Annotated in this window: 14 protein-coding genes; 8 read left to right on the top strand and 6 right to left on the bottom strand. The window is 55.7% G+C overall.

The features are described 5' to 3' along the window. Positions 1 to 122 precede the first annotated feature (122 nt). The 3 genes from LAO21_11465 (at position 123) to LAO21_11455 (ending at position 2,216) form a co-directional block, all read left to right on the top strand. Positions 123 to 974 (top strand): amidohydrolase family protein, encoded by an 852-nt coding sequence (locus tag LAO21_11465; GenBank protein MBZ5553330.1) that lies wholly within the window; start codon positions 123 to 125, stop codon positions 972 to 974. 237 nt (positions 975 to 1,211) lie between these two features. Continuing rightward, entirely contained in the window at positions 1,212 to 1,820 is a 609-nt protein-coding gene (locus LAO21_11460; protein MBZ5553329.1) for a biotin transporter BioY, read from the top strand. 126 nt (positions 1,821 to 1,946) lie between these two features. Beyond that, positions 1,947 to 2,216, top strand: a complete 270-nt coding sequence (locus tag LAO21_11455) for a ferredoxin family protein (protein ID MBZ5553328.1) — start codon at positions 1,947 to 1,949, stop codon at positions 2,214 to 2,216. Between the two features lie 362 nt (positions 2,217 to 2,578). Here the strand turns inward: LAO21_11455 and LAO21_11450 are convergent, their stop codons facing one another. From LAO21_11450 to LAO21_11425, 6 genes are all read right to left on the bottom strand, one after another. Further along, positions 2,579 to 3,631 (bottom strand): penicillin-binding protein, encoded by a 1,053-nt coding sequence (locus tag LAO21_11450; protein ID MBZ5553327.1) that lies wholly within the window; start codon positions 3,629 to 3,631, stop codon positions 2,579 to 2,581. A gap of 335 nt (positions 3,632 to 3,966) precedes the next feature. After that, a complete protein-coding gene (recA, locus tag LAO21_11445) occupies positions 3,967 to 5,067 on the bottom strand; it encodes a recombinase RecA (GenBank protein MBZ5553326.1) in 1,101 nt (366 codons plus the stop codon). A gap of 130 nt (positions 5,068 to 5,197) precedes the next feature. Continuing rightward, on the bottom strand, positions 5,198 to 6,295 hold the full coding sequence (locus LAO21_11440; GenBank protein MBZ5553325.1) for a tetratricopeptide repeat protein: 1,098 nt from the start codon (positions 6,293 to 6,295) through the stop codon (positions 5,198 to 5,200). 107 nt (positions 6,296 to 6,402) lie between these two features. Further along, positions 6,403 to 7,260 (bottom strand): 3-hydroxybutyryl-CoA dehydrogenase, encoded by an 858-nt coding sequence (locus LAO21_11435; protein MBZ5553324.1) that lies wholly within the window; start codon positions 7,258 to 7,260, stop codon positions 6,403 to 6,405. A 358-nt stretch (positions 7,261 to 7,618) separates the two neighbouring features. Further along, complete coding sequence (locus tag LAO21_11430; GenBank protein MBZ5553323.1) at positions 7,619 to 8,392, bottom strand: dienelactone hydrolase family protein; 774 nt, start codon at positions 8,390 to 8,392, stop codon at positions 7,619 to 7,621. Between the two features lie 68 nt (positions 8,393 to 8,460). Continuing rightward, on the bottom strand, positions 8,461 to 9,648 hold the full coding sequence (locus tag LAO21_11425; protein ID MBZ5553322.1) for an acetyl-CoA C-acetyltransferase: 1,188 nt from the start codon (positions 9,646 to 9,648) through the stop codon (positions 8,461 to 8,463). A 491-nt stretch (positions 9,649 to 10,139) separates the two neighbouring features. On the opposite strand from LAO21_11425, the gene LAO21_11420 reads away from it, so the two are divergent. The 5 genes from LAO21_11420 (at position 10,140) to LAO21_11400 (ending at position 14,377) form a co-directional block, all read left to right on the top strand. Beyond that, positions 10,140 to 10,430 (top strand): type II toxin-antitoxin system RelE/ParE family toxin, encoded by a 291-nt coding sequence (locus tag LAO21_11420; GenBank protein MBZ5553321.1) that lies wholly within the window; start codon positions 10,140 to 10,142, stop codon positions 10,428 to 10,430. A 19-nt stretch (positions 10,431 to 10,449) separates the two neighbouring features. Next, positions 10,450 to 10,752 (top strand): HigA family addiction module antidote protein, encoded by a 303-nt coding sequence (locus LAO21_11415; GenBank protein ID MBZ5553320.1) that lies wholly within the window; start codon positions 10,450 to 10,452, stop codon positions 10,750 to 10,752. A gap of 461 nt (positions 10,753 to 11,213) precedes the next feature. Continuing rightward, the gene (locus LAO21_11410; GenBank protein MBZ5553319.1) at positions 11,214 to 11,720 is read left to right on the top strand and encodes a hypothetical protein; all 507 of its coding nucleotides are present in this window, start codon (positions 11,214 to 11,216) and stop codon (positions 11,718 to 11,720) included. 655 nt (positions 11,721 to 12,375) lie between these two features. Continuing rightward, positions 12,376 to 12,564, top strand: a complete 189-nt coding sequence (locus LAO21_11405; protein ID MBZ5553318.1) for a type II toxin-antitoxin system HicB family antitoxin — start codon at positions 12,376 to 12,378, stop codon at positions 12,562 to 12,564. A gap of 214 nt (positions 12,565 to 12,778) precedes the next feature. Then, the gene (locus tag LAO21_11400; protein ID MBZ5553317.1) at positions 12,779 to 14,377 is read left to right on the top strand and encodes a tetratricopeptide repeat protein; all 1,599 of its coding nucleotides are present in this window, start codon (positions 12,779 to 12,781) and stop codon (positions 14,375 to 14,377) included. Positions 14,378 to 14,381 lie beyond the last annotated feature (4 nt).

Raw genomic sequence — 14,381 nt, 5'->3', positions numbered from 1 at the left:
GCTGGGCTCATTGGCGCTTGGCACTGGGAGCTTGTTTGGAATTTGGACACTGGAATTTGGAATTTATTTGGATTTTGGATATTGGGATTTGGAGTTTTGATTGTTAAAGGAAGTTGAAAATTATGGATTTACTCGCTATTGACCTTCACGTCCACATCACCGATTGGCGCATGCTGAAGCCGGAGATGCTCGAGACCATGCGGCGGACCCAGAAGGGATTTGACGAGGCCCTGGCCTGCTGTCGTGAGCCCCGCCGATTCATTGAACTGATGGATGAGGCCGGGATTGAGAAGGCGGGTCTGATCAATTATGTCAGTCCTGATCTGCTGGGATTCACCCGGGAGGTCAATGAGTGGGTTGCCAGTTATTGCCGGGGTTTTCCCGACCGCCTCATTCCGTTCGGTTCCGTTCATCCGCGCTTCACCGAGAATGTTGCCGCGGAGATGGATTATGTCTGCGGGAAACTGGGAGTGCGCGCCATTAAAATCCATCCGCCGCACCAGCTGATGCATGCCAATGACTACGCTCGTGAGGGGGACAGGCTCCGGACAATCTACGCTAAAGCAGAGGCCTTTGGCGTCCCCGTCACCATTCATACGGGAACTTCCATCTTTCCCGGGGCCCGGAACAAATACTCCAATCCGATGGATATCGACGATGTGGCCAACGATTTTCCCCGGCTCAAGATCCTGCTTGCCCATGGAGGCCGGCCCCTCTATATGAACGAAGCCTTTTTCCTGGTGCGCCGGTTTGAAAACGTTTTCCTGGAGGTATCCGGAATCCCTCCGTTGAAGTTGCTGGAATATTTTCCACGCCTTGAAGAAATTGCGAACAAGACGGTCTATGGCAGCGACTGGCCCGGCCCGGGCGTCCCATCGATGAAGGTTGTGCTGGACCAGTTCAAGCAACTGCCCATATCTGTCGAAGCCAAGAGAAAGATCCTGCGGGAGACAGCGTTGAAGATCTTCTTGTAAGAGGAAAGAGTTCAAAGTTCCAAGTTCAAGGTTCAAAGTTTCAGATGAGCCACTGGCCACTGGTCACTGACATCTGCTTCTCCGAAAAGCCGTTGCAAATTCAAGGACCTCGGTCTATCATCCGGATTCCTTCCTTGAAGGGTGAAGAGGGCTAGCTCACCACAGAGTGGCAAAATTTCGAGTTTGTCTCAATGGATGGTTGATAATCGAAGTCTCGCGATATTCTTTGAGGTTCTCATGACCCCCACCTTGACTTTGCGGCGAAATAACTTCTTCGAATTTGTATTTCCAGAGGTCAATTTACTGACGAAGGGGCTCCTCGTACTCGGCTGCAGCGGGTTGATGGCCCTGTCATCCCGGTTGTCCTTGCCGCTGCCATTTACGCCGGTTCCAGTGACGGGCCAGACCCTGGCGGTTCTCCTGCTTTCAGGACTCCTCGGGATGCGGATGGCAATTTCAGTTCAACTGCTCTATCTCGCCCAGGGATTGGCGGGACTGCCGGTATTCGCCCCGGGAGCCACCTGGGGGTTCGCCCGGCTGCTCGGACCCACGGGAGGGTATTTGGCGGGATTTGTTGCGGCGGCCGCTATTGTCGGATGGATGGCCGACCGGGGTTATGGAAAGCGACTGGGTTCCGCTTTAGTGATGGTCCTTTCGGGTAACCTCGCCATCTTAGCAGTGGGTGTCCCTTGGCTGAAATGGGTGATGCAAGTGGACTGGGGGCAGGCTGTCACATTGGGAATGTGGCCATTTTTAATCGGGGACCTCTATAAGATCGTCCTGGCAGCGATGCTTTTGCCGGGCAGCTGGCGATTGGTCAGCAGGCTGCATCGTCCGGCCGCTTAGCTGCAAGTGACTTGAGTCATAGAGCTTGACAACCGCTCGATGCGAAATTAATCTAACAGTTTCGCGTGAGGGAGCTTCTGGGAGCGTGTGATAGCCCGCTCCACTTAATTTCAAAGGAGAGAGTCTATGGCGTATATTGTAGCGGAGCCATGCATTGGGGTGAAAGATACCGCCTGCGTGGCCGTATGCCCTGTGGAGTGCTTCTACGATGCCGGAGAGCAGTTGGTGATTCATCCCGACGAGTGCATCGATTGTGGGGCGTGTCAGCCGGTGTGCCCGCCCCAGGCCATTTTTCCACTGGATGAACTGCCGGAGCAACATCAGAAGTACATTGAGATCAATTCAAAGTGGTGCGCTGAGCATCAAGGTCAGGAGCCTGCAAAGCCAAAATCCTAGAAAAATCAGGGTGGAGGCCTTGTGAGCCAGCGGAAGCCTCGGCTCCGAGGAATTCGTTGTTGGATTTGACACCCGCAAAACTGTTCCCCAAAACATGGAATTGTGGGCTTCTCCTTTTGAGTGCGGCAGCTTGCTGCCGCCTTCACGGGGCGAAGTTCGCTTCGGGGGCTTTCCCCGCCGCAGCAAGCGGCCGGGCCAAAGTGCAAGCAAGCTTGCGCACTCCAAAGGCGTCACCAGATTCATGGAATGGGAATTTGGTTTATAAACCCCGCTTCAAACAAAAACGCCCCGAGAGACCCGGGTTCATCACCTCGGATTCTCAGGGCGGTTTCTGATTCGATTCGGTTTGTAACTACCCTCCGTCAGCGCTCGTTGATGCGGCTATTAGGAGAAAGATTGTCGTTGGCAACGCCCGTGGGGTTCGACTTTTCTTCCCGTCTTGCGAAATAATTCTGCTGAGAGAGTTCTCGATAAATCTTTCCAGCCACTCCAGCGGCAAAGGGTCCTTCCGTGCGGAGTGACCCTCGAGTCAACACCACGATGACGAGCTGGCGTTCAGAATCGCCGGCATAGGAAACAAACCATCCCAGGTGGGTTCCCTGTCCACTGCAGCTGCCGGTCTTGCCGTACACCGGATCCAGTGGGTCGTAGGCGTGCTTGCCCGAACCGTAAGTCACCGATCCGCTCATCCCTTCCTTCAGGTCCGGCAACAAGTTGGAAATGTCCAATTGTCTCTTTACTTTAGGTTCAAAACTGGCAATTTCTTCAGGGGTGCGTGGGTATTGCAGGTAATAGAGGGTGCCGCCGTTGGCCAGGGAGGATACAAAGGCAGCCATTTCCAACGGGGTCGCCCCAATGAATTGGCCATGGCTGGAAAGCTTTCTGACCCATTCCTCATCGATCTCACTGGGGAAGAATCCGGGCCGTTCCCCCTGGATATCGAGGCCGGCAAGCTCACCGAATCCAAATTGCTGGGCGTATCGCTTGACCCGATCAAACCCGAGGCGCTCGCCCACATTCTGGAAATATTCGTTACACGAATACGCCAGCGCATCAGTCAGATTGAGATACCCACGGTGGTGGGTGGGGCACTTGAACTCCGAGTCTTTGCTGAAAACCCCTTCCGACAGACCGGCCAGGGAGACGAGCAGTTTGAAGGTTGAGCAAGGCTGATAGGCAGCAGTCAGGGCCAGCTTTTGGTTCACAATGGAGAGAATCCTCCCATTTGAGGGGTCCGCCACGACCACACTGCCATCAATATGTCCCAATGCCTCCACGGAGGCGCGACGCACAGCGAGGTCCTCACCCTCCACGGTGTCGCCGATGGTTGGGTCGACCATCCGGATCCTGCCCCGGCGGCCCTTGGCAACCGTCTTTTTGGACGCTTTTGCGGTCGAGGCCAAGGTCTTTTTCAAGGTTTTACGTTTGGCTTTTGATTTGCGTTTCGTGGTCGGGGAAGTGGAAGGGGTAGTACGGATTGCAGAGAAGCTCATTAACAAAGGCTCAAACAACAAGCATAAGGCAACAAGTCCTCCGAAAAAATATCTCGCGAGTTTTAGATTCATAGCTCGTGGAACCTCTCCTTCATTTTTCGTTGGCGCCTTGCTGTCGCAACTTCACCAAAGGCGGCGGAATCATAACACAAGGTCAGGTCAATCATGTAACACAAAAACAAGCGCTTGTGATGTGTCTAAGGTCACAAAAGTCAGGTTTTTTACTCGGACCGGTGAAACCCGGCGGCTGCTCAGGACTAAGAACGCGCCGATTTACCTCGAGCGGGTGCGGCGGCCGCTGTTCCGGCGGCCGGGGTTGCCGGCGCGGGTGAGGGCTCTGTTTTCGTCTCCAGGCCGACGGCCTTCCTCACGGCGCTTTCGATCTTGCTGGTAATGTCTGCATTCTCCTTGAGGAACACTTTTACGTTTTCACGTCCCTGGCCCATCCGCTCCCCTTGATAGGAGAACCAGGCGCCGCTCTTTTCGAGGATGTTTTTCTCAACGGCAAGATCGATCAGGTCACCCTCGCGCGAAATGCCTTCGCCGTAAAGGATGTCAAATTCGGCTTCCCGGAAGGGGGAAGCCAGCTTGTTCTTCACAATCTTGACGCGGGTGCGGTTCCCCACGACGTTATCGCCGTCCTTGATGGCTCCGACTCGCCGGATATCGACCCGGATATCGGCATAGAACTTGAGGGCGCGGCCACCCGTGGTGGTCTCCGGGTTGCCGAACATGACACCAATCTTTTCCCGTAGCTGGTTGATGAAAATCAGGCAGGTCTTCGACTTGGAAACGATCCCCTTGAGCTTCCGCATGGCTTGTGACATCAGGCGGGCCTGCAGTCCCATCTGGGCATCTCCCATTTCCCCTTCAAGTTCGGCCCGGGGAACCAGGGCGGCGACGGAATCGACGACAACGACGTCCACCGCGCTGCTGCGAATCAACACCTCGGCAATCTCCAGGGCCTGTTCCCCGGAGTCGGGCTGGGACACGAGGAGATTGTCAACATCCACCCCGAGTCTCTTTGCGTATTTGGCATCCATGGCGTGCTCAGCATCGATGAAGGCGGCCATCCCGCCCCGTTTCTGAGCTTCCGCGACCACGTGCAGCGCGACGGTCGTCTTGCCACTGGATTCCGGGCCAAACACTTCAATGACGCGTCCGCGGGGGAAGCCACCCACACCCAGGGCGGCATCAAAGGAGAGGCATCCGGTCGGGATGGCGGGGACTGACACCAGCGCCTCTTTCACTCCCAGGCGCATGATGGAGCCTTTTCCGAACTGCTTCTCGATTTGAGTGAGAGCGACCTCAATTGCCCGATCGCGGTTTTCTCGAACTTCATTTCGCTCCTCTGCCATAATGACTCCTTCTCACCCTGATCGTGTCTGGTTGAATGTGGCCGCGCCCTTTCAGTTTTTGTTCACCCGTCCGTTCGCCTCGGGCGGATTGGGGAGGAAACTGGGGAGAGAGCTGCTGACGGCTCAACACTCACGATTGCTGCCGTGCCTGCCGCTTTGAATGCGCCTTCAGAGCATCCCGGTAACGCGATTCCTGGGGGTTGAGTTGATAGGCCGTTCTCAAATACTTCTCAGCGACGCGCGTGCGGTGGTTCTTGAGATAGATCAAACCGAGTTTGTAGAAGGCCTCATCGAACGTCGGGTCGATCTGGATGGCCTTCTTGTAGAAGTGGATCGCGTCTTTTTGCCAACCAAAGTTGGCGGAAATCTCCCCGGCGGTAAAATACATGGAAGAAGAGGGGGCCAATCCTACCGCTTTCGAGAGATGATGTTTTGCTTTCTGCGGTTGTCCCTGGGAAGCGCACACCGCGCCCAGGGTCAGGTGGGCGATGTGCGAATCCGCGCGCAATCCCAGCGCTGTCCGCAACACATCCTCAGCCTCCGCGTAACGTCCTCCGTTGGTTAGCATCACCCCCCAGAGAAGAATGGAGTCGAAATGCTGAGGATTGGTCGTTAACGCCTTTTTCAGATACTGCGCCGCCTCGCCAAAGCGATTCATGGAGTAGAAATATTCACTCAGGAGGAAAGCCAGCTCATAATTCTCCGGTTCCCGGCGCATCAGTCCCCTGAGCAATCGCAGGCCTTCCTTGGAGTGGTTCGCTCCAAAGAGCAGAGACTCCGCTTCGTTGAGCTTGATCTTGACGCGGGGGCGATGCTTCTCAGGACTGAGTTGCAGGATCCGCGGTTTCCGCGCGGAAAAGTGATCCCGGCGGGCGCTCTCTTCGCGGTAATCGAGTACGCGCTCGCGCCACAGGTTTTCCAGGGTCTTTCCCGCCACGACGCGCGCCTTCTGCAACGCCACGGAAATGGCTTCGATCATCTTGTGATCGTAGAAGTTTCCCGAAACCAGCTTGTTGACGACTTCGGTGAGTTGAGCGATGCGCTCGCCCAGCTTGGTATGTTCATATTCCAAGGTCGAAATGCGTTCGAGGAGATGTTCTTCGAGGGGCTGGACCGAAGGCCGTTCCTGCTCGTACTGCGGTGCCGTGATCATCAGCCGTGTCCCGCACTTGGTACACAACTCCTGCCCGAATTGGTTCACAGCGGCACATTTTTGACAAAGGATCATAAGTCAAACTACCCACACTCAGCGTTCAACGATCGAACAATCAAATAATATAGGACGCGCCCGACCCAAGCAACAAAATTGTTGGTCTCTTCAGTCTCTTCCGGGGGTCACGAATAACTATAAAACCCTTGCCCGCTTTTTCGCCCCAGCCTCCCGGCGGCGACCATTTTCTTCAAGAGCGGACAGGGTCGGTATTTCGAGTCCGCAAACCCGCTGTAAAGCACCTCCATGATGTCGAGACAGACATCCAGGCCGATCAGGTCAGCCAGCGCCAGGGGGCCCATGGGATGGTTCATCCCCAGCTTCATGACGGTGTCGATCGATTCGGGCTTTCCCACGCCTTCCATCACGCAGTATATCGCCTCATTGATCATCGGCATGAGCACACGGTTGGACACAAATCCCGGATAGTCGTTCACTTCGCAGGGGACCTTTCCGACCTTCTCCGAAAGCAGTTGGGTGGCCTCGAAGGTGGCATCGCTGGTCGCAATCCCGCGAATGATTTCGACCAGGACCATCAGAGGAACCGGATTCATAAAGTGCATTCCAATGAATTTATCGGGGCGGTGGGTCTCAGCGGCGAGCCGTGTGATTGAAATGGACGAGGTATTGGTTGCAAAGATCACCTCCGGGGGGCAGATGGCGTCCATCTCTTCAAGGATCTTCTTCTTGACTTCATAGTTTTCGCTGGCGGCTTCAATGACAAAATCGCAGCGGGCAAGCGCTTGAGGAGTCAGCGTCGTGCCGATGTTCTTGAGGGCGGCCGCTCTTTGTTCCGAAGTCAGCTTTCCTTTCTCAACGAATTTTGCGAGGGATTTCTCAATGGTTTTCAAACCGCGGTCCAACAATTCGTCTTTGATGTCTTTGAGGACAACGTGCAGCCCTGCGATGGCGCTCACCTGGGCAATCCCATTTCCCATGGTTCCAGCCCCGATAACGCCGATCGTCTCAATGGGATGTGACATAAAAAGCCTCCGGTCAGTGGAGTGAAGAACGTGCGAGGGTAGGATACCTGCGTGGGAAGGAGGGTTCAAGAGAGAATGAGGGAGAATAGTTGAGGGGAGGGGAAGCCGGGAGGGAGAAGCCAGAGGCCGGAGGGCGGAAGTCGCGTGCTGGACGTCGAGAGCCGGAAGTCAGAAGTCCGAGGTCAGAAGTCCGAATTCAGGAACCGGACGTCGGATACAAGGTGAGGATTATCTCTGAATGTGGATTCGAGGGCTCTCAACTTTGAACTTGAAACTCTGAACTTGGAACCCTCGACTTGGGACCTTGGACTTTGGACTTGGGACTTGGGACCTTGGACTTGGGACTCTTCAGGAACGTTTACTTTAGATTCTCATTGAGGAACTTAATCATACGTTCCCAGGCGTCTTTGGCGGCCTCCTGGCGGTAACCGGCAGTGTTATTCGGATTCTCAAAGGCATGGCCCGCACCGGCATAAATCTTCACATCGATCCATTTCTTCTGGGTTCTCATCTCCTTTTCGAATGCGTTCACCGCGGCCGGGGGGATGCCCTGATCCTCGGCCCCGAAATTTCCCAGCACGGGGGCTGTGATTTTGGCAATGGTGGCGGCATCCGAGGGGAGGGCACCGTAGTTCACAACGCAGGCCCTGAGTTCGGGCTGATTGAGAGCCAGCTTGAGAGAGAGTCCGCCGCCCATGCACCAGCCCACCGAGCCAATGGCGGATTTCTTGACATCCTTTCGTGACTGCAGATAGTCAAAAGAGGCTTTCAGGTCGCGCAGCGCACGATCGTCGGGCAAGCCCCGGCTCAATTCGTGAGCCATGGACGGTTCCGTCGCGACCTTGCCGCGGTACAGGTCCGGCGCCAGGGCCACATAACCTTGTGCGGCAAAACTGCGGGCCTGTTCCTTGATCCAGTCATTCAGGCCCCACCATTCCTGGATCACAACGAGGCCGGGATGAAGGCCGGCCCCGGAAGGAGTGGCGAGATAGCCGTTGATCGTTTCGTTGCCGCTCTTATAAGAGATCATTTCCCCTTTGACATCCGCAGCAACCAAGACACTTGAACACAGGAAAAGAGCGGCTATCGTCACTCCGAGGAGGTGCTTTGCCGCCAGGATCCGACGATTCATATTCATGTCAATTGCTCCTTTATGTTTGCCGAATGGGAGATCCAAAGACCGCCGCCAGAAGTCCATTTTCATCGTTCGATGGCCAGGGCCATTCCGTTGCCACCGCCCATGCAAAGGGCGGCCACGCCACGGTGCAAGTCCCGTCGAATCATCTCGTGGAGCAAGGTCACCAGGATCCGGGCGCCGCTCGCGCCGATGGGGTGACCCAGGGCCACTGCTCCGCCATTCACGTTGACCTTTTCGGGGTCGAGCCCCAGCTCGCGGACGACGGCGACCGATTGCACCGCGAACGCCTCGTTCAATTCCCAGAGATCGACATCTTCCTTTTTCCAACCGATCTTGGGCAAGAGTTTTTGCACTGCGGGCACCGGGGTCATCATGACCCATTTCGGTTCGAGTCCGGCCGTGGCTTGGCCGACGATGTGCGCCAGGGACTTTTTGCCGAGCGCGTCGGCCTTCTTACGGGAAGTGACGACCAGCGCCGCAGCCCCATCGTTCATTCCGGGGGCGTTGCCGGCAGTGACGGTGCCGTCCTTCTTGAATACGGGTTTGAGTGCACGCAGGGCCTCCAACGAAGAATCTTCGCGCGGTCCTTCGTCAACCTTGATGACCGTTGTCCCCTTCCTGGAGGCAATTTCAACAGGAACAACCTGGGATTCGAAATGGCACTCTTTGATGGCCCGGATCGCCTTTTGATGGGAATTCAGCGCGTACTCGTCCATTTCCTCGCGAGAGACCTTGTGTTTTTCTGCGACGAGTTCGCCCGTCAATCCCATGTGGTAGTCCTCGTAGGCATCCCACAGCCCATCGTGGATCATGGAATCAATGACCTCACCGTTTCCCAGCCGGTAGCCCTCGCGAAGCTTGCGGATAAGGTAAGGGGCGTTGGACATCGATTCCATCCCGCCCGCAACGACGATCTCCTGGTCCTCGCACTGGATGGCCTGCGCTGCAAGTCCCACCGCTTTCAGTCCGGAGCCGCAAACCTTGTTGACTGTAAAGGCCCCGACCTGGGGGAGCAGCCCGCCGCCGAGGGCGGCTTGGCGTGCTGGATTTTGACCGAGCCCGGCTTGCACCACATTCCCCATGATGCACTCATCAATTTGTTTGGGTTCAAATCCCGCCCGCTCTACTGCCGCCTTGACAGCAATGGCGCCCAGCGCGACTGCCGAGAGCGGTTTCAACCCGCCCAAGAATCGCCCGATGGGCGTCCGGACACCTGAAATGATGACGGGCGCAAGTTCGTCAGAGCTCATGAATGACTCCTTGCCCTGAGAGAGGGCGAATGCGTGAAAGAGGCGGTAAATAAGTAACGGCAATTATAGGCAGAGGAGACTAGAGAGTCAAACGGGAGCAGGTACCCGGGGGGCCGCAGGCATGCATTTTTTGCATGCCTGCGTCTGCCAGAGTCTCGAAGAGTGCCGGTCGGCCCGCCCCTTTGAAGATCTGCGGGCGCCCTCCTTCGGGGGAGTAGCGGCTCCAGGTACCGCCCTTCGCAGCAATGCAAAAAGCCCATGTCTGCGGCATTCGTGACCGTCCTTGAGTGGCAATCGAAAGGGTCCCAAGACTCACTGTTTTTCCCGGGTGCCGCAGGCATGCGTCTTGTGCATGCCTGCGTCTGCCAGAGTCCTGAAGACCGCCGACGGCGTTATCCTAGGGGAATTTGCGGGTGGCTGCACCGGGGGGTGTGCAGCGCACTCAGGGACCCCACTTGACAAGTGTTAAGCGACGGGCTACAGTCGGTCTGGTGAAAATACGGAACTTTGTCCATAAGGGCCTGAAGAGGCTCTACGCGGAAGACAGCGCCAGGAGCGTTCCAACCGATACGGTGGAAAAGCTTCGCAAGATGCTGGCGTTTCTCGATGACATGCAAGACCCCCAGGAATTACGCTCGCTGCCGGCGTGGAAGGTGCACACTCTTACTGGTGACCGCAAGGACACATGGAGCCTCAGCGTCACCCGCAATCGCCGCTTAACGTTCCGGATCGACATTGCAGAACGCGAAATCTGCGACTTGAATTTGGAAGACTATCACTAAGATAAGAGGAGTAAACGCCATGCCTATGAAGAACCCGCCCCATCCCGGAGATTTCATTCGGACGGAGATTATCGAGCCCGCGGGGCTTTCGGTGACGGCGGCGGCGGCCGCGCTTCATGTTTCCCGGCCCGCGCTCTCCAGCCTGCTCAACGCCAAGGCTGACCTTTCCGGGAACATGGCACTCCGTATCGAGAAAGCCTTTGGAGTGAAGATGGACACGCTCATGCGAATGCAAGCCTCTTACGACATCGCTCAAACCCGTAAACGCGAGAACCAAATCCATGTGCGGCGCATTCAACCGCTGTCGAACGTTCACCAATGAGGGATGTCATCCGATTGGAAGGGTCTGATACGAAAATTGTGAACGCATCAGGAGTGCCGATCTGAATCTTTAAGAACAGCGGAACATGCCTGAGCGTTCCGGGCATGAAAAGGCGCAGGGGGACTCACACAGGGGTAGATTTTCTTACCTGCCACCTGGAAAAAGAATAATATGTGATCCTGAACAGCTGAAAACTTACTGCCTGTCAAGAGGCAGACCGTGGGCCTCTATTGATTCCTTCGGGTAGACTGCATCATGTGGGGGAGTTGAAATGAAGCGGCGAATGACACCAGTGGCCAGTCGAAAAACAGGGAAAGATCTGATCCAGTCCTTCGGGAAGAGGGAGACATACAACGAAGATGGGATCGACGTGTCACTCATTCGATGGATGCTTTCATTGACCCCTGCCGAGCGTCTCGAGACTCTACAAAATCATGTGCGCGCAATGATGAGGTTGCGCAGTGAAAACAATTTCAAAGGCTGATTTCCTTTCCATTCTCCAGACCCTTCGAAAGCACAAGGTTGATTTCATCATCGTCGGGGGTGTTTGTGCTGTTTTGCATGGCGCGCCGATCTCCACCTTTGATTTGGATCTGGTGCATTCGCGGGACCCCGAAAACGTTGAACGGCTTATGGCCGCCTTGAAATCCCTTAAAGCATACTTCCGCGAACAGGGGATTCGTCGAAGCAAACCCGTCCGATCTCATCTGTCGTCCCCGGGACATCAACTTTTGATGACGCAGTATGGGCCACTCGACCTTCTCGGGGCGATTGGAAAGAATCTGGATCGTGGGTATGCAGAACTGCTGAATGCCACGTCTGAACTGAATCTCCCAAACGGGCTGAAGGTGCGCGTTCTGACCCTCGAGAAACTGATCGAGATGAAAGCCGAATTTGCCCGCGACAAGGACAAGGCAGTTTTAGGCCTCCTGCGCCGCACTCTCGAGGAAGTGCGAAGGCGCCGATGAAAAAATGGCGAGCATTTTACCGTGGGAGAGGTCGGACCTGAAAATCTTAATTCCCCCAACGGGGGTTGGGGGATGATTCAAGTCCTACCATCAAAACAAAACCACCATGCTTTCTGAAGTAGCTTGGTGACTCCATTGCCAGGGATCACGGCCATTTCTGAGTCGACGGCAGGAAAGCAGGGGAAGTTGTCAGTCCCCGCCCTAGTGAAAGTCGGGATTTGAACGATCCACCAGCTTCCGCGGGAGGGATTTTCCAGTCGGACGCGGTCCGTAGGTAGGCTGAATCTGAATGATCCACCACCTCCCGGTAGTGGGATGAGAATTCTGGCGTTAGGGGTGATTCACGGCCTAATCCTGAGGAAAAAGAATAGGGTTGCCGGGGTGCCGCAGGCATGCGTTGTGTGCATGCCTGCGTCTGCCAGAATCCTGAAGGCCGCGGCTGGTCGTGGCCCTTGGGGGATTTGCCGGTGGCCTTGCCGGGGAGAGTAGAGGCGTCATGGATCACTCTTCGCAGACATGTCCGCCCAGGCGGACATGTCTGCGGCACCCGCTCTTTTCCTGGATTGGAAATTAGTAAGGTCTGAGGCGGAATTCTTTCACTCGGAGGGACTATGATAGAATCGATTCGCAGGAGATAGGACAAGCGGAGTATTGCATGACTTTTTTGGTTGAGCTGGAACAAGAGGAAGATGGACGCTGGATAGCAGAGGTTGCAGAACTCCCTGGCGTCTTGGCCTATGGTGGGACTCCACAAGAGGCTCGTGCGAAAGTGCAAGCCCTGGCCCTTCGCGTGGTGGCTGACCGGCTTGAGCGTGATGAAATTTCCCCTGAATTAAAGAGATAGTTCCTCGTCTGCTGACACGGTTGGCAAAGGCAACCGGTTCGAGCCCGGAAGATTTATAGGGCTTCGCCCTTCGTGGATTGACAAATTTTCCAAGCGACTTTCTTGACACTTGATCAAATTTTCTGACGGGCAGGTTTCACAATTCAACAAGCTGACTCGTTGATTGTTGAGACTAGGCACCATCGTTTTTGAAGTCATCACGATGGAGGCTATTATGATGCGTCGATTCTCACCTTCTTTGGTAACAGTCTCAATTTTATCCTTCCTTTTTGTCGTTTTTCTCCAAGCACAGGAGGTTCGCAACCAAGACGTCCCCGAAGTGCGAGGTATTAAGACGCCTCTAGGCCAGCGTCCTCTTGTGCCGCTCTCGCCGCAGGAAATCTTCAAGCGTGTCTCCCCTTCCGTGATGGTGGTTGAGTCGCTCGAAGCGAAGGGTTCAGTCGCGGCCTTCGGCAGCGGAGTGATTATCGCGACGGGGCGCGTTGTGACGAACCGCCATGTTATCGAGAATGGCGTGAGCTTCAGGGTCGGTCATGCCGGAAAGACGTGGCCTGCCCGGCTCGTGAAGGTTGATGCCGACCATGACCTGGCGGAGCTTTCCGTCGCTGGGCTCGCTGCCCCTGCTGTTCAAGTTCGTGATTCTTCTACGCTCGCTGTGGGTGAGAAGGTTTATGCTATTGGCGCGCCGCAGGGTCTGGAGCTGACCATTTCAGAAGGTCTGATTTCCGGCTTGCGAGATTTCGATAAAGACCGGGTGATTCAGACTTCAGCCGCCATTTCCCCCGGATCAAGTGGCGGCGGACTGTTTGACGCTGAAGGACAGCTGGTAGGCATTACCACGTTTTATCTTAAAGAGGGCCAGAGCTTGAATTTTGCCCTGCCGGGCGAGTGGACGCTGGCGCTCGACCGCCAACCTGCAACCGCCGCGCCCGCCGCTCGCGGTAACAGTCCCGCCTTCCAGTGCTTCGTGTGGCTCGTGAAGGGGTACGAAGCCCAAAAGGCGGGCAAATACGAGGAGGCGGTCAGCGCTTACCGAGAAGCCATCCGACTGAAACCGGACTTTGCAGTGGAATGGTATAACTTGGGAGTATCTTACTTTAACCTTGGACAATATGAGAAGGCGATTAGCGCCTTGCAGGAAGCCATTCGCCTGAGACCGGGCGATGCAGACGCGTGGTACAACTTGGGCACTACCTACGGCCGCCTTAGACAATACGACAAGGCAATTGATGCCTTGCAGGAAGCCATCCGGTTAAAATCGGACCATGCAGAGGCGTGGTACAACCTGGGCACTTTCTACGGCAGTCTTGGACAATATGAGAAGGCGATCAGCGCCTTGCAGGAAGCCATCCGGCTGAAACCGGACGATGCAGACCCGTGGGTCAACCTGGGCACTTTCTACAGCAGTCTTGGACAATACGACGAGGAGGTTAGCGCCTTGCAGGAAGCCATCCGGTTGAAACCGGACCATGCAGACACGTGGTACAACTTGGGCACTGCCTACGGCAGCCATGGACAATACGACAAGGAGGTTAGCGCCTTGCGGGAAGCCATCCGGTTGAAACCAGACCATGCAGACGCATGGGTGAACTTGGGTACCGCCTACCGCCGCCTTGGACAATTCGACAAGGCGATCAGCGCAACTCAGGACGCCATCCGGCTGAAACCGGACGATGCAGAGGCGTGGTACAACTTGGGCCTCTATTACAATCAGAATGGCCAGCGATCGGATGTCGTCAAGGTTTACGAGAAGCTGAAAACCCTCGATCCCAAGACGGCCGACAAGTTCTTTCAGAAGGTGGTTCTGCCTTGATGCG

The sequence above is a fragment of the Terriglobia bacterium genome (genome assembly GCA_020073085.1).
Taxonomy (GTDB): Bacteria; Acidobacteriota; Terriglobia; order JAIQFV01; family JAIQFV01; genus JAIQFV01.
This window is presented reverse-complemented; position numbering and strand designations above follow the sequence as displayed.

What these genes read in the sequence shown, in the direction of transcription:
- LAO21_11465 (MBZ5553330.1), top strand. Translation starts at nt 123, where the DNA reads ATGGATTTACTCGCTATTGACCTTCACGTCCACATCACCGATTGGCGC.
- LAO21_11460 (MBZ5553329.1), top strand. Translation starts at nt 1,212, where the DNA reads ATGACCCCCACCTTGACTTTGCGGCGAAATAACTTCTTCGAATTTGTA.
- LAO21_11455 (MBZ5553328.1), top strand. Translation starts at nt 1,947, where the DNA reads ATGGCGTATATTGTAGCGGAGCCATGCATTGGGGTGAAAGATACCGCC.
- recA (MBZ5553326.1), bottom strand. Translation starts at nt 5,067, where the DNA reads ATGGCAGAGGAGCGAAATGAAGTTCGAGAAAACCGCGATCGGGCAATT.
- LAO21_11440 (MBZ5553325.1), bottom strand. Translation starts at nt 6,295, where the DNA reads ATGATCCTTTGTCAAAAATGTGCCGCTGTGAACCAATTCGGGCAGGAG.
- LAO21_11435 (MBZ5553324.1), bottom strand. Translation starts at nt 7,260, where the DNA reads ATGTCACATCCCATTGAGACGATCGGCGTTATCGGGGCTGGAACCATG.
- LAO21_11430 (MBZ5553323.1), bottom strand. Translation starts at nt 8,392, where the DNA reads ATGAATCGTCGGATCCTGGCGGCAAAGCACCTCCTCGGAGTGACGATA.
- LAO21_11425 (MBZ5553322.1), bottom strand. Translation starts at nt 9,648, where the DNA reads ATGAGCTCTGACGAACTTGCGCCCGTCATCATTTCAGGTGTCCGGACG.
- LAO21_11415 (MBZ5553320.1), top strand. Translation starts at nt 10,450, where the DNA reads ATGCCTATGAAGAACCCGCCCCATCCCGGAGATTTCATTCGGACGGAG.
- LAO21_11405 (MBZ5553318.1), top strand. Translation starts at nt 12,376, where the DNA reads ATGACTTTTTTGGTTGAGCTGGAACAAGAGGAAGATGGACGCTGGATA.
- LAO21_11400 (MBZ5553317.1), top strand. Translation starts at nt 12,779, where the DNA reads ATGATGCGTCGATTCTCACCTTCTTTGGTAACAGTCTCAATTTTATCC.